Genomic DNA, 19,790 nt, shown 5'->3' on the forward strand with positions numbered 1-19,790 from the left:
CGATGCGCATCAATTGGACGAAGAGGATAACCGGTGTCGCAGCCGTCGCCCTGATCGTTGCGGCAGGAGTCTGGTTTGCCTGGCCGCAACCGATTTCCGTCGATCTGGCCACAGCGATCAGGGGACCGATGGAAGCCACTGTCGATGATGAGGCCAGGACCGAGGTGCGCCACGTCTATACGGTATCGGCGCCGATCGCTGGCAAGGTTCTCAGAATCTCGCCGCCGCGCCATGTCGGCGACCAGGTCACCAAGGACGAAACTGTAGTGGCGGTGATGCAGCCGACAACCCCCAGCTTTCATGATGTCCGCACGCATGAGGAGCTGCTGGCGGCGCTCGGCGCGGCCGAGGCGGCCGTGACGTTCGCGCAAGCGGAAGTAAAGCGGCTCGAAGCGGCGCTCGGGTATTCTCGCACGGAACTCGAGCGGGCGGAAAAGCTCGCCAAGACCGGGGCGATATCGCAGGGGGCTCTCGACAAGGCGAGGTTCGAAGTCGACACCAACGAGGCAGCCTTGGCGAGCGCGAAGGCGCAGGTCGAAGTCCGGAGCAACGAGCAGGCGATGATCCAGACGCGGCTCGGCCAGCCTGCCGAGAATGCCACACAATCGGATCCGACCTGCTGCATCCAACTTCATGCGCCAGTGAGCGGCCGCATCCTGAAGATCGTTCAGGAGAGCGAGGGCATGGTCCAGCCGGGCGCGCCACTTGTCGAGATCGGCGACCCGATCGACCTGCAAGTGGTGGCGGACCTGCTTTCGGCCGATGCAGTCCAGATAAGGCCCGGTGCCGCGGTCCGGATCGACGGCTGGGGAGGGTCTGCACTTCGGGGCAAGGTGACACGGGTCGATCCAGCCGGCTTCCTCAAGGTCTCAGCGCTTGGGATCGAGGAGCAGCGTGTCCGCACCGAGATCGACTTCGTCGACCCTCCCGAAACATGGTCGCAGCTCGGGCACGACTACCGTGTGATCGTGCACGTGACGAGTTGGCGGGACGATAATGTCCTCAGCGTGCCGGTGGCGGCACTGTTTCGAAAGGGTGACGACTGGGCCGTGTATCTCGCCAAGGACGGACGGGCGCGTACGACCGTGGTCAAGATCGGTCACCGCAACAGCAGGGTGGCCGAGGTCGAGTCGGGCCTGTCGGAGGGCGATCGGGTCGTGCTGCACCCGAGCGACCGGGTGGGCGACGGGACAGCCGTACGCGAGCGGAACGTCCAATAGACCGAGGACTTCGCCCTGAAAGGTCATGGGCATCCGGTCGCGGTGCAGTTCGCCAATCGCATGCATGCCTGGAACCGGTTTCGGGACCGGCGCTCGTAAGGCGCGGCGTCACGCTGCACCACCAGATCTACGACGCCCTGCGCGAGAGCGACGCTGAGCCGGCATCGCAAACGCCGACTTAGAAGCCTGATTGGACGCCGCAGAATTGAGGTTCGGCTTGTCTAGTGCAGATTCGCGCGCCATTCCGTCCCGCGACGTCCGCTTAGGCGATTGGCCGCAATTGCCGGTCTGCCAAATTCGAAAGTCCGCCCCCCTCCAGATCTTGACGAAAATCGGTGCGCCTGTTTGAGACTCGGGGGCAAATGGGGGCATCTGCTCCGTGGGGAGATGGGCCAGCGGTGGGCGAGCTGTGAAGCGCTTTTTTCGATTGCTTGCCGCTCTGATCATGGCGTCTGGCGTCACCGGGTGCACCAGCGTTTCCTACTACGCGCAGTCGCTGGAGGGCCATGTGCAGATCATGGCGGCGCGCAGAAATGTCGGGAAGCTGATCCGTGATCCCTCAACGCCGGAAACATTGCGAGCGAAGCTCGCGTCGGCGAGCGCCATACGCCGCTTTGCCACGGTTGAACTGGCACTGCCTGAAAACAACAGCTATCGCAGCTATGTCGACATCGGCCGGGACTCTGTGACCTTCGCCGTTTTTGCCGCGCCGCAATTCTCGCTCGCGCCAATAACATGGTGCTTTCCGGTCTTCGGCTGCGTTCCGTACCGGGGTTACTTTTCCCGGAAATCCGCGGCCGAAAGTGCTGCCGAACTGCAGCGACAGGGGCTGGACGTTTATGTCTCAGGCGTCACTGCATATTCCACGCTGGGCTGGTTCAGCGACCCGTTGCTCAGCACCATGCTTCGTCAGGACGACACCTATCTCGCAAGCCTTGTTTTTCATGAGCTGGCGCATCAGAAAATCTATGTGAACAACGACTCCGCATTCAATGAAGCTTTCGCGGTTGCCGTCGAAACCACCGGCGTCAGGAAATGGCTCCGCGCCACCGGCAATCGCGCCGGATTGCGCCGCTATGAAGCCGATCGGAGGCGCAGGGCCGATTTTCTCGGACTGATATCGAAAACCCGGGAAGAGTTGCGGCAGGTCTATGGAAGTCCCCGCGCCCCGGATCAGATGGCCGAGGCCAAGGCAGCCACGATCGACACGCTGCGGATGCGCTATCGGCAAATGCGCAACAAGCGATGGGCCGGATACCGGGGATACGACGCCTGGTTCGATGCCCCGATCAACAACGCAAAGCTCGCCGCGACTGCTGTCTACGGCGAACAGGTTCCGGCGTTTCTTCGCTTGTTCAACTTGTGCTCCGGCGATTATCCAAGGTTCTACGCTTCTGTTCGACGGATCGCCGATTTGCATGAGCCGTCCCGTGCCGAAGCGCTGAAGGCTGCGGATACGTGTGATTGACTTGAGGCCCGGTCTCTGAATGCTCCACCCTGCCCGTGAGATCGAACGAATTCGCCATCGCATCAGACGACGCCCGCGCCGCGGACCAGATCGACGAAGCGGCCGAAAACCTCCGTGTGGCGATCGACATCGGCCGTTGAAGTCGCCGGGCACATCAGGAACATGGTATGGAACGGCGTCACCAGTATGCCTTCGTTCATGTAGAAGGCATGCAGCAGCGTTTCGAGCTCCCCGCGCCGGCCGGCAATGACGTCGGCGCCGTTGCGTGGCGGCTTGGGCATGAACATGATCTCGGCGCGGGCGCCGACCTGCGTCACATGCCAAGGCAAATCGTTGGCGCGGATGATACTCCAGGCGGCCTCGGCAAGACGCGTGGCGTTCGCGATCATCAGTTCGAAATTGGCCGGCGTCAGCACCTCTTGCAGCACCGCGCGCATGGTGGCGACGGTGAGCGCGTCCGCACCTCTTCCGGCGCGCCGGCGTAGTGGTGCGCGAGACCAGCACGCAAAGCTCGGTCATGTCGACCTTCCGGTCGAGATTCGCCGAATATTCGATCGCCATGTGTGGCAAGGGTTTCGCCGACGCCGTCGGTCTATGCCAATGCAGCTTCTGGGTGTGGGATTGCCGCTCCCGGCAAAATCGCGGATATAGCTGCGATCCGAGCTTTAATATTTGTCGCGAGTCGTACTGGATTGGAATTTTCGGAGACCTGACTTTGCTACCGCCCAGCACCCGCCGCTCCTTGCCGATGGCCCTTCTGCGCGCCCGCGAAGTGATCATGGCGCATTTCCGGCCGATGCTGGCCCGCCACGACATCACCGAGCAGCAGTGGCGCGTGCTGCGCGTGCTCGCCGAGGCAGGCCCGCTGGAGGCGACCGAGCTTGCCAACCGCGCCTCGATCCTGCCGCCCAGCCTCACCCGCATCATCAAGGCCTTGGAGGAGCGGGAGTTCATCACCCGCAACAAGGTCAAGGACGACGGCCGCCGGGCGCTGCTCGCCATCAGCCCGGCCGGGCTCGCGCTTATCGAGGAACTGGCGCCCGAACGCACCGCCATCTACGAGGCAATCGAGAAGCGCTACGGCGCCGCGGAGCACGAGCGCCTGCTCGACATGCTGGAAAGCCTGATCCAGTCGGAATCGGCGGAGGGCTGAGCGCTTTCCTTTCTCCCCCTGAGCTCGTAGAGCGCGTGGCGGCCTCCGAACTCGGTGCCGGTCGCGTCCCACAACAGTTTCATGATCTTGATGCGCTCGACATGGCCCATGTCGTTGGAGCCGCGCACATATTGCGCGAGATAACGATCGATCTCCGGATTGTCGAAATCGCGCGCCGAGGAAGGCAGGTAGATCAGGCCCGAAGCGATCACCCGGCGCACCGTATCGATAACACGCGGATAAGCCTCCGACATGAAGGTGCGGTAGGAAAGCGCTGCCTCGAGATTGGGCAGCACCGCGCTGTTGGCCCAGGGGATCGGATTATAGGCCATCGCGTTGGAGAAGCTCCAGAGCATGTGGCGCAGCGCGATCACCTCGCCGAGCGCGGCCTGGTTGCCGCGGAAGGCACCGCCGCCGGTCGCGCGCAGCGCCTTGGCGAGCAGCCCGGCGAGGAAGTCGAGCTTGACGGCAAAGCGCGTGCAGCCCTGGAAGCAGTAGCCATGCATGAAGCCCGATGCCGGATGGAAGGACAGGATCTTTTGCGCGTCGCGCAGCACCAGCACGTCCTCCCAGGGGATGAAGACGTTGTCGAGCACAAGGATCGCGTCGTTCTCGTCGAAGCGCGACGACAGCGGATAGTCGAAGGGATGGCCGACGCTGTTCGCCGTCTGCTCATAGGAGACGCGGCAGAACATCTTAATGACCGGCGCGTTCATCGGCACGATGAACATCACCGAGAGCGAGGGGTCCTCGGTCACCGTCGCCGAGCTCTGCGCCAGGAAGTTGTAGTGGATCAGCGCCGACGATGTCGCCACAACCTTGGCGCCGGACACCCAGATGCCGGCGTCGTTCTCCTTGGTGATGTGCACGAACACGTCCTTCACCTGCTCGGCCGGCTTGTGGCGGTCGATCGGCGGATTGACGATGGCATGATTCATGAACAGGACCGATTCCTGCGCACGTTTGTGCCAGGCGCGCGCATTGCCCTTGAACGGCCCGTACCATTCGGCGTTGGCGCCGAGCGTGTTCATCAGCGCCGCCTTGTAGTCGGCGGTGCGACCCATCCAGCCATAACTCATGCGCGCCCAGTGCGCGATCGCGCTTTGCTGCGCGGCAAGCTCCGCGGCGGAGCGGGCGACACGGAAATATTTGTGCGTGTAGCCGCCGGAGCCGGTGTCGGTGGGCGAGGTCAGCACGGCCTGCTGCACCGGCTCAAGCAGATGGAGGAGTTGGTCGACGCCTGCATGGCCGACTATGACCGAGATCGCCTTCGTCATGAAGGCGCCGCTCTCCGGTCCGGACGTGTCGATCGACGACGTACTCAATGCCACCGACCATATCACCCCGGCGCTGGAAATCCTGGACACACGCATCGAGCGGATGAACAAGGAGACCGGCAGGATCAGGACGTTCTTCGACACGATCTCGGACAATGCCGCCAATGCCGGCATTGTCGTTGGCGGCCGCTCGGCCGGACCGCGCGAGGCGGACCTGCGCTGGATCGGTGCCATCGTGTCGCGAAACGGCGAGGTCGAGGAGACGGGACTTGGCGCCGGCGTGCTCGACCATCCTGCCAAGGACATCGTGTGGCTCGCCAACCGGCTTCACCAATACGGCATGCAGATCGAAGCCGGACAGGTCGTGCTGTCGGGCTCGTTCATCCGCCCGGTCGAATGCCGGAATGGCGACCGCATCGTCTCGGATTTCGGTCCGCACGGGACGATCCGCCTCTCCTTCGCCCATCAGGGGCCGCCCGCTTCGCGGCCTGTGCGGGTCAAGCTCCTCGTCTCCGATGCCATGAGGGGAGACCACGGCGACACGGAAACGCATCTCCGCCGTTGCGGCGATGATGATTAGCATGTTAACTTCTTTTGTGATTGCGCGGACGCTGCGCCAGTCGCCTGTCGCGGCGCGTCTCATGACTGCGTTCGCAGTGGTGAGACCGTCCGGATCAGTCCGGCCAAATGCCTGGTGATGTCAGGGCACCATCGTCGTATTTCGACAGCCATTCCACAATCTTCGGTCGATTGCTGATGAAGCCCTTGTAGGTCGCAAGTTCCGCCGGCAGGTCGCGGATGACACGATGGAAGCGCCTGGCCCATTTCGGCACCGTCACCAGTTCGTCGAGCTTGATCAGGTAACAGCGGATCGGAAACACCAGGGCATTCGAACGGGGGAGACGGAAGAAGGTCTGAAGCTCGACGCGCAAATGCATCATTTGCCCCATGTCCTCCAGCGTCAGGTCTTTCTTCATCACGCCCCATTTGTGATAGTTCTCGGGGCTTGTGTCGAGCAGGGGATTGACCGTCATCGTCCAGTTTAGACGGCGCGCCGGCGCGCCCTGCTGCACGTTCAGGAGGAACTTCAGGGCGCGCTGGAAGATACCCATCTCGTGCGCTTTCGGAACCGGGGCGTGCCACTCGAAGAAGTTCATGCCGATGTCGAAATCAAGACTCCAGTCGGCCTGTGTCGTCACCATGCCGGCGTCCATCCACAGGTTGTCGTCGCGTTGGTCGAGCACCGCAAAGTCGCCTTGGGTCTGCCGCGTGATGTACTCCATTGGGCCATAGGGCAATGTGGTCTCATCAAGGAAGGTGAACTTCTGTTCGATGCCCAGCGGACGGTTGATCCAGTGCCATCTGGCGCCGTCGCGGTGCAGCTCGAAAAGCTCCGGATACTCCTCCGCCTTCGAGGTCATGATCAGCTCGAGCAGATCCCAGCCGGCCAGGGTCATGTGCGGCAACGACTGGCAGCGCAACGGATCTTCGGCAAGGACGCGGGCCCGGTCGCGCATCTCCGAGACATAGTGCTCATCGACGTCGAAAGTCCGCTCGTAGACGCTGCCCGGACGGTATGACTTATGCGGCTCGAGGTTCACCGAGTACATGTAGCTGTCCTCGGGAAACGGGAAAGGGAAGCGCTTCACCGCCTCCGGCGAGTTGCGGAAGGTGAAGTCGTCGTGGAATGTTTCTTCCCTGAAGACAATAGTCATCGCACCGTCCTCCTCGCTATCGATCCAACACCAGCGTTTTGCCTTCGAAGCGTGATACACAAGGCATGATCTTGGTGCCGCTGGCACATTGCGCCGGCGTCAGCCAATGGTCCTTGTGCAGGAACGTTCCCTCATATTCGAGGACATCCGTCTCGCACTGACCGCAGGCTCCGCCGCGGCACAGATAAGGCGCCTCGACATTGGCTGCTTCCATCGCTTCGAGCAGGCTTTGATGTTCGCCGACCTGGATCGTCTTGTTCGACCGCGCCAGCATGACCTCGAAGGGCTTGCCCGAGGCAGGCGCAAGGAATTCTTCGTGATGCACCGCCTCGCGCGGCCACCCGAGCGCCGTCGCGGTCTTGCGCACCCAGGCGATCATGCCTTTAGGCCCGCAGACATAGACATGAGTGCCGAGCGGCTGCCCGTCGAGCAATGCCGGCAGGTCGATCTGTTCGCCCCGGTCGTCATGGTAAAGATGAACGCGCGGGCGATAGTTGGCCACCAGCTCGTCCGCGTAGGAAGCGAGGGATGTTGTGCGCACCGAGTAGTGCAGTTCGAAGTTTCCATTCATGGCACTGAGCTGCTTTATCTGCGCCAGAAACGGCGTGATGCCGATGCCGCCGGCAAGCAACAGGTGCTTTCGCGCCCGCAAATCCAGCGCGAAGAGATTGACTGGGTTCGAGATGACCATGTCCATCCCCGGCCTCACCTGCCGGTGCATGAACAATGAACCGCCCCTTCCATTGTCGTCGCGGCGGATCGAGATCGAATAGCCCTCCCGGTCGGCGGGATCGCTCATGATCGAGTAGGGATTGCGACGCACGCGATCGTGGTCGTTCATCTCCACGACCGTGTGCGCACCGCCCGAGAAAGTAGGCATCGGACCGCCGTCACGGCGCACGAACCTGAACCGCGTGACAAGTTCGTTGACCGGCGCGACCTCGGCCACTGTCACGGGGATTTTTGCGGCTCCTGCGCTCATCTGAACCGCTCCACCGATTCTGGAATGTTGCCGGGATCTTCCGCGTCGACGCGTACGCCCTGGAAAGCCGCTATGCGGCGGGAGTAGTGATCGCGCACGAACAGATGCAGCCCGCAATGGGCGCATTGGAAAGGATCATGCGTCACGTCTTCGGTGATGCCCTTGCAATGCACGCACTGCACGCGACGCACGGTAGAGCCGCGGTGCTCCGTCTGGATCGCGGAATGCGGGATGCCGGCCCCCGTGGCCTCGAGCATCGCCTGTCCCATCAGTCCCTCGGTTCCCGCCAGATAGACCTGCAGGCCCATGTGCGCCCCGGCCAGCACCCGCCTTAGCCGCGGAAGCGCGGCTTCGTAGCTCGGCCCGACATAGAGTTGGGCAGGGGCAAGTTCCTTCAGCCTTGCGACGAACTTGTCTCCAGATTTCTTGGGGACATAGATGATGTGAGCCGCGGCGAAGAAACCGGGGGGCGCGGAGGCGGCCAAATCGAGAATAGCCTCCGCGCCTTCGGCGTCGGCGACCATCAGATGCAGCCGCCCTGGCCGCACCTCCAGCACGCCATAGACGGGGCGGCTTGGAATCGAGCCTTCTAACACTGACTTTGACCCTCGGCTCCGTTTTGGTTGGTTTGCGGGCTTGCACCCTGTTTGCAACGTCTCACCGCGACTTATCCCTTGGCGGTGCGACGCTTCTTTTCCGGATCGAAGAATGGCATCGAATGGGCGACGCAGGCGATTTCACCGGTCGAATTGCGAACGGTCATTTTCACGCCGTCGACCGCGCAGTCCACCGGCATGCGGGCAATGCCGATGTTGTGCTTGTTGAGGCTGGAGTACATGCCGATCGTCACCACGCCGACCTTCTTGCCATCCTTGAACAAGGGCGCGCCCTCTTCGGCCGGCGTCGTGCCTTCGAGCTTGACGCCATAGATCTTGAAGCGCTCCTTCCCCTTCAGCCGATAATGTTCCTCGGCGCCGCGGAAGCCCACTTTGCCGGGCGAGACGGTGAAGTCGAGCCCGAGTTCCCACAGCGTGTCACCGGGACCTTCGTTCTCGAAGGGATACTTCTCCGAATTGTCGTAAGGAAAGAACAGCAGATAGCTTTCGGCCCTCAGCAGATCGAGCGTCGTGAACCGGCAAGGGATGATGCCCATGCCCGCGCCCTCCTCCAGGATCCGGTCCCAGATCACAGGAGCGTCCTGGCCGCGGCAGAAGATTTCATAGCCGCGCTCGCCCGTGTAGCCCGTGCGCGAGATCGTCACCGGCAGACCGAAAAGCGAGGTGTGCATGTGGCTGAAGTAGTTCAGGTTCCGGATGCCTTCCACATGCTTGTTCAGGTAGTCGACGGCGAGCGGCCCCTGCAGCGAGAGGTCGTGGAGATTGTCGTCGAAGCGGATGACCACGTCGCGCCCCGTGGCCGCCATGGTGAGTTGCTCGTGGGCGCCGCCCGAGCCGTGCACGACCATCCAGCTGTTCGGTCCCATCCGGTAGATCACGCAGTCGTCGATGAACTTGCCGGCGTCGTTCAGCATGGTCGCGTATACCGAACGACCGGGCATGATCTTCTCGGCGTTGCGGGTCGTTGCGCGGTCGATGATGTGGCTCGCCGCGGGGCCGTTCAAATGGACTTTCTTCAAGCCGGAGACGTCCATAAGGCCGGCTTTGGCGCGGATCGCCAGATATTCGCGCTCCGGGTCACCCGAATACTGCCAGGCGGTGCCCATACCGCTCCAGTCTTCAAGCTTCGAACCGAGCGCACGATGGCGATCGGCAAGCGTGGAGAATCTCCAGGAATTGGTCATTGCATTCCCCTTTTTTATACCAATTATTGAACCAGTTTGCGAGAACTGGTTCCTGAAATCAATACTCTTGTTAAAATTTTTTGCCTGATAGAGAAAATGATCGATCGGACATCCTGGCAAGGAAGAGCCGAGGGCCGAAATGGAGAACGAGACACGTGCGCGAAACAGACCGCGGGACGCCAAATTGGCGATCAGGACCAGCTGAACGCCCAAAGGGCGGGGTCATCAGCTTGCGTGGCCAACCAGAACCATCGCAAATGGATGCGAACTTTCGGATGTCGAAAGGAGCGTCGTTGATGTCATCGAACCATGAGGCTGCCTCGGCGCTCATCACGGATCATTCAATCACTGCCACGGTTCGTGTCGTGGTGGACACGCTGCTGGCGCGAATAACCTCTCAGCAATACACCACCGACGAACGACTGCCCTCGGAACGAACATTGGCCGTTGAACTTGGCGTCGCCCGCAACACGGTTCGCGAAGCGCTGGACGTACTTGAGAAACATGGCTTCATACGCCGGCGTGCCGGGAGCGGCAGCTTCGTGAAGGGTCAGGCAGCCCCGGATGACGCGACCGGAGGTGTTGCAGCCGAGACGAGCCCGCTCGATCTCTTGGTGATGCGCGGAATAATCGAACCCGACATGATGAGACTCGCCATCATCAACATGTCGCCGCGTGCCATTGAGGGACTGAGCGAGACCTTGTCCGCCATGGAAGGGGTTCAAACCGACGCGGCGGAATTCGCCCGGCTCGAAGAAGAATTCCACCGCCAGGTAGCACGCGGCGCGGGAAATCCGCTGCTGACGTCATGCTACGATCTGTTGATTCAGGCTCGTCGCCAGAGCTTCCGCGCCGCCCTCAACCGGCGGCATCTGACACCCAGGCGAATACAGGACTACCAGCGCCGTTACAACACGCTGCTCAACGCGATCATCGCCCGGGATATCGAGAGTGCGGTCGAATTCACCAAGCTGCTGCTGATTGAGGAGCAAAAGCTGCTTCTGCAAGAAGATTGAGCCTCGGTCAGTCCGATCCGGCGGCGATGCGCAGCTCTCCGGAGACAGTGGAATGGCGCTGGTCCCACATCAGCCCAAGCGCGCGCATTTCGTCGCGCAACCGGGCGCCGTGTCTCTGCAGCCAAGTCGGAACCGACCCAAAGGCTACGATACGCGCCTGGCCATTCGTAATGCGTACGACGGGCCAGTCGCCGATCAGAGCGTTGTCATTCCCGAACAGATCCGAGCCCGCCCATTTCGCTATCCCGAAGGCATGTTCGCCGAGCCCGCCATGCTTCATCGCTGCCAGAACGGAGACTGGCGCTGCCGTTCCAGCTTTCTCGACCGCCGCATGCCAAAGGTCGAGCGTGGCAACGTATTCCCAGGAAACCGCGCTCCAGCTGTCCGGGAAACGCCGATTGTACTCCGCGAAGAACTCGGCTGGGCGATTGAAGAAGAAGGCCTTGTCGCGGAGCTCGGGGTCGTCGAAGTCCGGGAACTGGAACAGGAAGCCCTCCATGAAATCGATCGATGTCCGGTCGACCAGCCGCCGATAATAGTCGGCAGTACAAGAGATGATCTGCCCCCGAAATCCCGACCGGAAAGCAGCCTCGGTCAGCGCGTGAACCATTGGCTCATAGCTCGTGCACCAACACAAAATGTCGGGACTGCCGGCCAGCATTGCGCGCAATATCTCGTCGGCGTTCGTAGCCTCCGGCGCGTAGCGGATCTCGCCCACCGACGCGATCCCCTCGGCCGCAAAGGCAGCCCGATAGGTAGCCAGCGAAGGCAGGCCCAGCGCATCCGTCTGGCTGCACATCGCCACGCGGCGCAGGTCGGGGCGGTTGCGTGCAAGCCATTCGACTGCCGTGACGTTGTAGAGGGGATGGATCTCGCTCGGCGCGATCAGGTACGGTGTGTCGGGCGAAAGATCGCTCGGCAGCAGCGTGGAGGTCAGAATCTTGCGCGACATGAGATAGTCCTGGATCGGACGGAACGTGTCGCCTCCGTGCATCATCAGCAGCCCTACCCCTTGATCCTGCACGAGGCGCCGAGCCCCTTCCGCCGCCCGATCGGGATCATAGCCGCAATCCTCGGCCAACAGTTGGACGTTGTGCCGCGTCCCGCCGATGAGCATTCCACCGGTGCGATTGATCCAGTCCACCCAGATGCGGCAGCCGTTCAATCCTGGCAGCCCCCAAGAGCGAACAGGCCCGCTGAGCGGCCCGAGAAAGCCTACTTTGACCACGCGTTGTGCACCGACGCCCAGCCGTTTGACCTGGGCGTTCACTGCAAATCGTTGCACTAGGCTGCTGGCGTTCATGGTGCGCTCCTCACCGACCGTCCATAAACCGAGGCCAATTCCGGTGCAAATTGATTTTCCTTCCATGAATATTAGTTGACAAGTCTGCCGTTTCGATCATAACTGGTTTGAACCAAAAGAACCAATCTATCACAAACCGGTTCAGACCAATGGGAGAATCATGATGAAGAAACGCATTGCCGTAATCGGTGCTGGTCCGTCCGGCTTGGCTCAGCTGCGCGCCTTCGCGTCCGCAGCACAGAAAGGCGCAGAGATTCCCGAGATCGTCTGCTTCGAAAAGCAGAAGAATTGGGGAGGGTTGTGGAACTACACCTGGCGCACCGGCCTGGACGAATTTGGCGAGCCCGTTCACGGCTCGATGTATCGCTATCTCTGGACCAACGGTCCGAAGGAAGGTCTGGAATTCGCCGACTACTCCTTCGAGGAGCATTTCGGCAAACAGATCGCGTCGTATCCGCCCAGGGCCGTGCTGTTCGACTACATTGAAGGGCGCGTGAAGAAGGCCGGTGTCCGCCCGTGGATCCGATTTTCCACCGTTGTCAGGTATGTGACCTGGAGCCCGGAGACCCGCAAGTTCACCGTGCGTGTGCACGATCTTCCCAATGACCGATCCTACTCGGAAGAATTCGACCACGTCATCGTCGCGTCGGGCCATTTTTCGACACCGAACATTCCGGAATTCCCCGGCTTTGAAACATTCAACGGTCGCATTCTCCATGCGCACGACTTCCGCGACGCACGCGAGTTTATCGGTCAGGACATACTGATCATCGGAACCAGCTACTCGGCCGAGGATATCGGTTCCCAGTGCTGGAAGTACGGTTGCAAGTCGGTCACGGTCAGCCATCGTACCGAAGCAATGGGCTTCAAGTGGCCGGCCAACTGGAAAGAGGTGCCGCTGCTGACCAAGGTCGAGGGTAACGTCGCAACCTTCAAGGACGGCTCGACCGCGACCGTCAATGCGATCATCCTTTGTACAGGCTACAAGCACCACTTCCCGTTCATGGCCGACGATTTGCGGCTGCGCACTGCGAACAGGCTGGCCACGGCTGACCTCTACAAAGGCGTGGTCTACGTCCACAATCCGGCGCTGTTTTATCTCGGCATGCAGGACCAGTGGTACACCTTCAATATGTTCGATGCGCAGGCCTGGTGGGTGCGCGACGCAATCCTCGGCAGGATCAAGCTGCCTGCCTCGAAGAACGAACTGATCGCCGATGTCGAAAAGCGGGTCGCGGCCGAAGATGCAGGGGAGGATAGCTATGACGCCATCCGCTACCAGGGCGACTACGTCAAGGAATTGATCGCCGAAACCGACTATCCAAGTTTTGATGTCGACGGCGCCAACGAGGCGTTCTTCCAATGGAAGAAGCATAAGATCAAGGACATCATGGGGTTCCGGGACAATAGCTACAAGTCGGTGATGACTAGTTCCATGGCGCCGAAGCATCACACGCCGTGGAAGGACGCATTGGACGATACGATGCAGAGCTATCTGCGCAACTGAACGTGCGTTGCGCAGCGACTTTGTTCGGAGCCCTACCGACCGTCACTCCTGTGCCGTGTTCAGTATGGTTCCGGGCAGAGGAGGAGAACACCCGCTCCGTTGTTCGCCAAGAAGAGAATGGCAGAAGATAAGGAGGGAGCCGGCATGCTGACTGCTCAGACAACACACAGGTCGTTTAGTTTCTACCTGTTGCCCAGCTTCTCGCTTCAAGCTTTCTCTTGCGCGGTGGAAGTATTGCGGTTGGCCAATGAGGCCGTCGGCAGGAACGTCTACAGCTGGCAAGTCATATCGGAGGACGGGCAACCGATAATGTCGAGCTGCCGGCTGGCTGTCAGCGTCGACTCCGCGTTAAGAAATGAACGGGAGAGAACCCAAAAATCAAACCCGACCTCAGCCGCCGTGATATGCGGCGGCAGCGCCATTCCGCGCCCCGACAGGCAACTCGACGCGTGGCTAAGGGAATGCCGCATACGTCGCATTCCCCTCATCTGCATCGGCAGCGGCACCATCGTCGTTGCGCGGGCCGGACTGTCAGAAGGGCGTCGTTGCGCAGTTCACTGGGAACAGCTTCCGCTATTTTGCGAGCAGTTTCCGGGCATAGAGTCCACCCAGACGGCCTTTGAACATGATGGAGATCTGCATACCTGCTCGGGTGGGGATGCGCCCTTCGACATGTTTCTTCACCTGGTTGAACGTGACTATGGTTCAGCCATCGTCAATCGCATCTGCGAAAAGGCTATCGCATACCGAACGCGTTCGGCCGGAGAGCGACAGCGCCTGCCCCTCCATTCTCGTGTCAAGCTCAACCACAAGGCAGTGATGAAGGTCATTGGCCTGATGGAGGCAAGCTTGGATGATCCTATGCCGGTCGACGATCTTGTCGCGTTAAGCGGAATATCGCGCCGGCAGATTGAAAGGCTTTTCGACAGAGAGTTGGGGCGCTCACCGAACCGATACTATATGGAACTGCGCCTGGAGCGCGCGCAACTGCTTCTTGTGAGTACAAACTTGCCGGTCGTGGAAGTTGCCGTGGCTTGCGGTTTTATCTCGCCGTCGCACTTTTCCAAAGTCTATCGCGAAGCCTACGGATGCGCTCCGCATCAGACACGATTGGCCGCCCGTGCGGACGGGCGCGTCGATCTGATGGACCCGGCGCTGCTGGGACTGAACTGCACCGAGGTATCCCAACACAGGTTGTCGATGACGGCGTAGCCGACGAAGCAGCTGAGCCCCTGCCTCAGCGAGGAGGTAACGATGCTGAATACGATCTACCCTCCCGTCCGCGGTGGACCGCCGCATGCGAGCCGCATCATCCGTCACGGAGGATTGACCTTGCCGGCCGGCACCGAGCGCTACATCGTTGGCGGCGCCGGAGCGATGCTGATCGACATTGCGGCAGGCGACAGCATCACCGTAACGAATGATGAGGGCGGCCAAAGCTGCGAGGTCGTCGTGGCCGACGCGTCGGGCAGCATTGACGCCGGCATCGTCGGCCATGGTCCGAACTCGGATGCTGCGGGTTTGAAGGCGCTGCTGACCAGTCAGGACGGCAGCTTGCAACGGCTGCGCAAGGGCTTGGAGATCCGTGGCATCGACCTCGCCGCGGCGGGCGGGCTTCGCTTCTTCGACGCGACAACACCGCCGAAGACCAATGTCGAGCTGACCGTCCAGCGCGGCGGCTGGCTCGTGATCGCCGCGCCAGGAACCGACATGGCGCCGGACGCCCAAGAGACTGCAACGCCGCTGATCGTCCACGTGCGGCGCGCGACGGTGCGCTTGCGTGAAACCTCCCGGGATTTGCCAGATCCGCTTGCCGATCCGGTTCTCGATCTTCGCGTGCATTCGTCGACGGCAGAGGCCTATTTCGTCAAGGCCGGGGACTACATTCAGATCATCGATGTCGACGGACGCCAGTGCACCGATTTCCAGTGCTTCTCGGCGCGCAAATTGGACAAGGGAAAGGAGCATGCGCTCGACGTCACGGCGACGCGGAGCGCGATGGGGCATGCCTATCCGTTGCCCGGCCTGCATTCGAAGTACTACGATCAGGATTTCCTGCCGCTGGTCGAGGTCGTGCAGGACACTTGCGGTCGCCACGACGCCTTCTCGCTGGCATGCTATGCGAAATATTATGACGATATCGGCTATCCAGGCCATATCAACTGCACGGAAAACTTCAACAAGGCGCTCGGCTCATACGGCGTCGGTCGGCGCGGCGGCTGGATGGCGGCCAACTTCTTCTTCAATACCGGGGTCGACGCGCATGGCGTCATGTATGCCGACGAGCCGTGGTCGCGCCCGGGCGACTACGTGCTCTTGCAGGCGCTGACCGACCTCGTCTGCGTCAACTCCGCATGCCCTGACGACACGACGGCGGCCAATGGCTGGAATCCGACCGACATCCATGTGCGCACCTATTCAGGGGCCGAGAAATTCCAACGCGCCGTGGCGATCCGCCCCACTCCCGATTCGGAGCCAAAGATGACCAAGGAAACTGGGTTTCACGACCGCCTGTCCAAGTTGACCCGCAACTTCGTGGAGTATCGCGGCTACTGGCTGGCCAACAGCTACGCAGAAGCCGGGCCGATCGAGGAATACTGGGCTTGCCGGCAGAAGTCGGTGCTGATGGACCTTTCCGCCCTGCGCAAGTTCGAAGTGACGGGACCGGATTCGGAAGCGCTGCTTCAGTACACGCTGACGCGTGACGTGAAGAAGCTGGCGGTCGGCCAGATCGTTTATACCGCCATGTGCTACGAGCATGGCGGCATGATTGACGACGGCACGTTGTTCCGCCTCGGTCAGGACAATTTCCGATGGGTCGGCGGCGACGATTATTCGGGCATATGGCTGCGCGAACAGGCGCAGAAGCTCGGCCTCAACGTCCTGGTTCGCAGCTCCACCGACCAATTGCACAACATTGCCGTGCAGGGACCGGAGAGCCGCGAGCTGCTGAAGAAGGTAATCTGGACGCCGCCGCATCAGCCGTCGATCGCCGAACTCGGCTGGTTCCGTTTCACCGTTGGCCGCATCGGGGATGACCAGGGCCTACCTATCGTGCTGTCGCGCACCGGCTACACGGGCGAGCTGGGCTACGAGGTCTGGTGTCACCCCAAACACGCGGGCGAGGTCTTCGACGCGATCTGGGCCGAGGGGCCGGCGCACGGATTGACGCCGATGGGCCTGGCCGCCCTCGATATGGTTCGGATCGAGGCCGGATTGATCTTTGCCGGTTATGACTTCTCTGATCAGACCGACCCGTTCGAGGCGGGCATCGGCTTCACCGTGCCGCTCAAGTCCAAGGCCGACGATTTCATCGGGCGGGACGCGCTGATCCGGCGCAAGGAGCATCCGTCGCGCAAGATGGTCGGGATCGACATCGAAGGGGCCGTCGCGGTCGGCCATGGCGACTGCATTCATCTTGGGCGCGCGCAGATTGGCGAGGTCACATCATCGATGCGTTCGCCGATCCTCGGCAAGAACATCGCGTTGGCGCGCATCGACGTGGCCCATGCCGATGTCGGCACAAAGGTCGAGATCGGCAAGCTCGACGGCCACCAGAAGCGGCTGCCGGCCACGATCGTCCCGCTATCGCACTATGATCCCAAGAAAACTCGCCCGCAGTCCTGACGCAAATGAAACCAGTTGCCAAGGAAACTCTTCTTGCGCAGATCGGCGGCGAAACGGTTTTGCGCGCTCTGGTCGACCGCTTTTACGACCTGATCGAGACCGATCCTCGCGGAAAGCCTTTGCTGCGGCTGCATTTTCGCGGACACGGTGTCGACCATGCCCGCGAGGAACAGTTCAACTTTCTGTGCGGCTTCCTCGGCGGGCGTCGCCACTATCTGGAAAAGCACGGGCACATGGACGTCCGTCACATGCACGCGCATGTGCCGATCTCGGCAGCCGACGCCGAGAACTGGCTGGCTCTTATGGATCGAGCGATCGCCGAAATGCGGCTTTCAGGCCCGCAGGTAGACAAGATGCGCCTGGCATTCCGCCGTATCGCACTGACGCTGGTCAACGATCTTGGAGAATGGGGGGTGAGAAGCGCTTGACGACATGGAGGCTCTGCAACAACCATTATTGAAATGAAAAAAACAATCCCGACAGGCAACAAAATAACCGGCAAAGTGAAGCCGGATCGCAGGAACACTCAACCTCAAACAATGGGATAAAAAGCCATGAGCGCTTTATCTGACACATACGCGGAGGCAGCCGCGGGACAGTTGCATAGAAGCATTGACTGGCGAGGTGCCTTCTGGGTGGCAAGCGGCGTCCCCGCCCTCGTTCTGTTCTCTATCGGCGGCATTGCTGGAACGACTGGCAAGCTGGCCTTCGTGATCTGGACCGTGTCCATGATCATGGGTTTCCTGCAGTCGTTCACATATGCCGAAATCGCCGGCCTGTTCCCCAACAAGTCAGGCGGCGCCTCGGTCTATGGCGCAACTGCCTGGCTGCGTTATTCGAAATTCATCGCGCCGTTGTCGGTATGGTGCAACTGGTTTGCATGGTCGCCGGTGCTGTCGCTCGGTTGCTCGATTGCCGCCGCTTACATCCTAAACGCGCTGGCACCGGTGCCGCTTTTCACCGAGAATTCTCCGGAGGTCGTTGCCTATATCGGGGCCCATGCCGGCACGAGTGCCGCCGACGCCATCACGGCGGTGACGGCCGCCGCAACGCCTGCCATCCGCAACTGGACACTCTATAGTCACGCGCTCGGGCCAGTCAGTTTCTCGCTCAACGCCACCTTCTTCATCGGCGCGATCCTGATGCTGATTATCTTCGCGATTCAGCATCGCGGCATTCTGGGCACAGCGAGCGTGCAGAAATACATCGGCCTCCTGGTCATCATCCCGATGCTGATCGTGGGTGTGGTCCCGTTCTTCACCGGACAGATCAACTATGACAACTTCTCGCCATTGTTGCCGCTTGCGGCCGCCTATGCGCCCGAACCGGGCACCTGGAATATCGCGGGATGGACGCTGGCGCTCGGTGGCATGTTCATCGCGGCCTGGTCGACCTACGGTTTCGAGACCGCGGTCTGCTACACGTCGGAGTTCAAGAACCCCGGCACCGACACCTTCAAGGCGATCTTCTATTCCGGCCTGCTCTGCATGCTTCTGTTCATTCTGGTACCCTTCACCTTCCAAGGGGTGCTGGGCTTGAACGGCATGCTGGCAACGCCGATCGTCGACGGCTCGGGCGTCGCCGACGCGTTGGCCGGCATGGTCGGCGGCGGCAAGCTGATCCACGCCCTGCTGGTGATGTTGATGATCCTGGCGCTGGTGCTCTGCATCATGACGGCCATGGCCGGTTCCTCGCGCACGCTCTACCAGGGCTCGGTCGACGGCTGGCTGCCGCGCTATCTCAGCCACGTAAACGAGCACGGCGCGCCGACGCGAGCGATGTGGACCGACCTCTGCTTCAACCTGATCGTGCTGGCCATCGCCTCGGCCGACGCCACGAGCTTCTTCTTCATCCTCGCCGTGTCGAACTGCGGCTACATCATTTTCAACTTCCTCAACCTTAACGCCGGGTGGCTCCACCGCATCGACAACGGCCATATCGACCGGCCATGGAAGGCGCCGACCTGGCTGCTGGGGATCGGGGCGGTCTTTGCCTACGTCAACGCCATGTTTATGGGAGCCGGAGCCAAGGTCTGGAACCCGATGGCGCTGTGGGCCGGCCTGTTTACCGCCGCCCTGATCATCCCGGTGTTCTGCTTCCGTCACTACCTCCAGGACGGCGGCAAGTTCCCCGATCACATGCTGGACGATCTCGGCATGCAATCCTCCGACCTCGTGGTCAAGAAGGCGGGGATTTTGCCCTACGCTACGCTTGTAGCGGGCCTGATCGTGGTGCTGGTGGCAAACTGGATCTTCGTGCTTTGAGCAGCAAAAGAGGCATAGATCTTCTCCCCAGCCGGGTTCGCCTTTGAACCGAGGCGGCTTAGCCACCGCCTGCCTGTGCGGGCGGTGGCTCCTTTTTTGGGCCGACGTTATGCCCAGGCGGCGACTATGGCCGGCGGCACCACGGTCCCGATGGCGTTCGGGCTGATGACGATCGCGCGTTTGATGGCCAACAGGCTGACCTTAGCGGAACTCGCAGCCGACTTGGCAAGCCAGGTTTAATGAATCCGCAATGTTCCCAACAAACTGATCTGTGAGGAAATAACCAATGGCCGAAGTGAAGACCGACATCGAGATCGCGCGTGGCGCCAGCAAGAAACCGATCCAAGAGATCGGCGCCAAGATCGGCATCCCGTACGAGCACCTTTTGCCTTACGGCCACGACAAGGCGAAGGTCTCGGCCGAGTTCATCAAGTCGGTGAGGAACAACAAGGACGGC

16 protein-coding genes and 2 pseudogenes are annotated in these 19,790 nt (G+C 61.2%); 11 read left to right on the top strand and 7 right to left on the bottom strand.

Annotated elements, in window-relative coordinates; genetic code table 11:
* Positions 1-2 precede the first annotated feature (2 nt).
* Together RFN28_RS31160 and RFN28_RS31165 are read left to right on the top strand one after the other, a co-directional pair.
* A complete protein-coding gene (locus RFN28_RS31160; protein ID WP_320290987.1) occupies positions 3-1,220 on the top strand; it encodes an efflux RND transporter periplasmic adaptor subunit in 1,218 nt (405 codons plus the stop codon).
* A 445-nt stretch (positions 1,221-1,665) separates the two neighbouring features.
* On the top strand, positions 1,666-2,688 hold the full coding sequence (locus tag RFN28_RS31165; protein ID WP_320291002.1) for an aminopeptidase: 1,023 nt from the start codon (positions 1,666-1,668) through the stop codon (positions 2,686-2,688).
* Between the two features lie 62 nt (positions 2,689-2,750).
* Here RFN28_RS31165 and RFN28_RS31170 read toward each other — a convergent pair whose 3' ends face one another.
* Positions 2,751-3,125, bottom strand: a complete 375-nt coding sequence (locus RFN28_RS31170; protein WP_320290988.1) for a PLP-dependent aminotransferase family protein — start codon at positions 3,123-3,125, stop codon at positions 2,751-2,753.
* A gap of 311 nt (positions 3,126-3,436) precedes the next feature.
* On the opposite strand from RFN28_RS31170, the gene hpaR reads away from it, so the two are divergent.
* Positions 3,437-3,841, top strand: a complete 405-nt coding sequence (hpaR, locus tag RFN28_RS31175) for a homoprotocatechuate degradation operon regulator HpaR (RefSeq protein WP_320291003.1) — start codon at positions 3,437-3,439, stop codon at positions 3,839-3,841.
* Here the strand turns inward: hpaR and RFN28_RS31180 are convergent.
* Positions 3,766-5,061 (bottom strand): annotated as a pseudogene (locus RFN28_RS31180) (4-hydroxyphenylacetate 3-hydroxylase N-terminal domain-containing protein); the annotation flags it as partial. The gene hpaR and the pseudogene RFN28_RS31180 sit on opposite strands and share 76 nt — an antisense overlap.
* Before the next feature lie 40 nt (positions 5,062-5,101).
* On the opposite strand from RFN28_RS31180, the pseudogene RFN28_RS31185 reads away from it, so the two are divergent.
* Positions 5,102-5,578: pseudogene (locus RFN28_RS31185) on the top strand (FAA hydrolase family protein); the annotation flags it as partial.
* Between the two features lie 214 nt (positions 5,579-5,792).
* Here the strand turns inward: RFN28_RS31185 and RFN28_RS31190 are convergent.
* The 4 genes from RFN28_RS31190 to RFN28_RS31205 form a co-directional block, all read right to left on the bottom strand.
* Complete coding sequence (locus RFN28_RS31190) at positions 5,793-6,833, bottom strand: heme-dependent oxidative N-demethylase family protein (protein ID WP_320290990.1); 1,041 nt, start codon at positions 6,831-6,833, stop codon at positions 5,793-5,795.
* A 16-nt stretch (positions 6,834-6,849) separates the two neighbouring features.
* Positions 6,850-7,815, bottom strand: coding sequence for a PDR/VanB family oxidoreductase (locus RFN28_RS31195; RefSeq protein ID WP_320290991.1), 966 nt, complete (start codon positions 7,813-7,815; stop codon positions 6,850-6,852).
* Positions 7,812-8,411 carry a dimethylamine monooxygenase subunit DmmA family protein gene (locus RFN28_RS31200; RefSeq protein ID WP_320290992.1) on the bottom strand — a complete coding sequence of 200 codons (600 nt, stop codon included), beginning with the start codon at positions 8,409-8,411 and terminating at the stop codon, positions 7,812-7,814. Before RFN28_RS31200 ends, RFN28_RS31195 begins: the two co-directional genes overlap by 4 nt.
* A 71-nt stretch (positions 8,412-8,482) precedes the next feature.
* Entirely contained in the window at positions 8,483-9,616 is a 1,134-nt protein-coding gene (locus RFN28_RS31205; RefSeq protein ID WP_320290994.1) for an aminomethyl transferase family protein, read from the bottom strand.
* 296 nt (positions 9,617-9,912) lie between these two features.
* Here RFN28_RS31205 and RFN28_RS31210 point away from each other — a divergent pair, with 296 nt between their 5' ends.
* On the top strand, positions 9,913-10,632 hold the full coding sequence (locus RFN28_RS31210; RefSeq protein WP_320290995.1) for a FadR/GntR family transcriptional regulator: 720 nt from the start codon (positions 9,913-9,915) through the stop codon (positions 10,630-10,632).
* Positions 10,633-10,639: 7 nt separating this feature from the next.
* Here the strand turns inward: RFN28_RS31210 and RFN28_RS31215 are convergent, their stop codons facing one another.
* On the bottom strand, positions 10,640-11,935 hold the full coding sequence (locus RFN28_RS31215) for an ABC transporter substrate-binding protein (protein WP_320290996.1): 1,296 nt from the start codon (positions 11,933-11,935) through the stop codon (positions 10,640-10,642).
* Positions 11,936-12,098: 163 nt separating this feature from the next.
* Between RFN28_RS31215 and RFN28_RS31220 the strand changes: the two genes are divergently transcribed.
* From RFN28_RS31220 to RFN28_RS31245, 6 genes are all read left to right on the top strand, one after another.
* Positions 12,099-13,442 carry a trimethylamine monooxygenase gene (locus tag RFN28_RS31220; protein WP_320291004.1) on the top strand — a complete coding sequence of 448 codons (1,344 nt, stop codon included), beginning with the start codon at positions 12,099-12,101 and terminating at the stop codon, positions 13,440-13,442.
* Positions 13,443-13,541: 99 nt separating this feature from the next.
* A complete protein-coding gene (locus tag RFN28_RS31225) occupies positions 13,542-14,654 on the top strand; it encodes a GlxA family transcriptional regulator (protein ID WP_320290997.1) in 1,113 nt (370 codons plus the stop codon).
* A 42-nt stretch (positions 14,655-14,696) separates the two neighbouring features.
* Positions 14,697-17,069 carry a trimethylamine N-oxide demethylase gene (locus RFN28_RS31230; RefSeq protein WP_320290998.1) on the top strand — a complete coding sequence of 791 codons (2,373 nt, stop codon included), beginning with the start codon at positions 14,697-14,699 and terminating at the stop codon, positions 17,067-17,069.
* A 5-nt stretch (positions 17,070-17,074) separates the two neighbouring features.
* A complete protein-coding gene (locus RFN28_RS31235; RefSeq protein WP_320291000.1) occupies positions 17,075-17,497 on the top strand; it encodes a group II truncated hemoglobin in 423 nt (140 codons plus the stop codon).
* Positions 17,498-17,623: 126 nt separating this feature from the next.
* Entirely contained in the window at positions 17,624-19,333 is a 1,710-nt protein-coding gene (locus tag RFN28_RS31240) for a trimethylamine N-oxide permease (protein ID WP_320291001.1), read from the top strand.
* A gap of 286 nt (positions 19,334-19,619) precedes the next feature.
* Positions 19,620-19,790 (top strand): formate--tetrahydrofolate ligase (locus tag RFN28_RS31245; protein WP_320291005.1); only part of this gene is annotated, 171 nt, incomplete at its 3' end.

The sequence above is a fragment of the Mesorhizobium album genome (assembly GCF_033977205.1).
GTDB classification, from domain to species: Bacteria; Pseudomonadota; Alphaproteobacteria; order Rhizobiales; family Rhizobiaceae; genus Mesorhizobium; species Mesorhizobium album.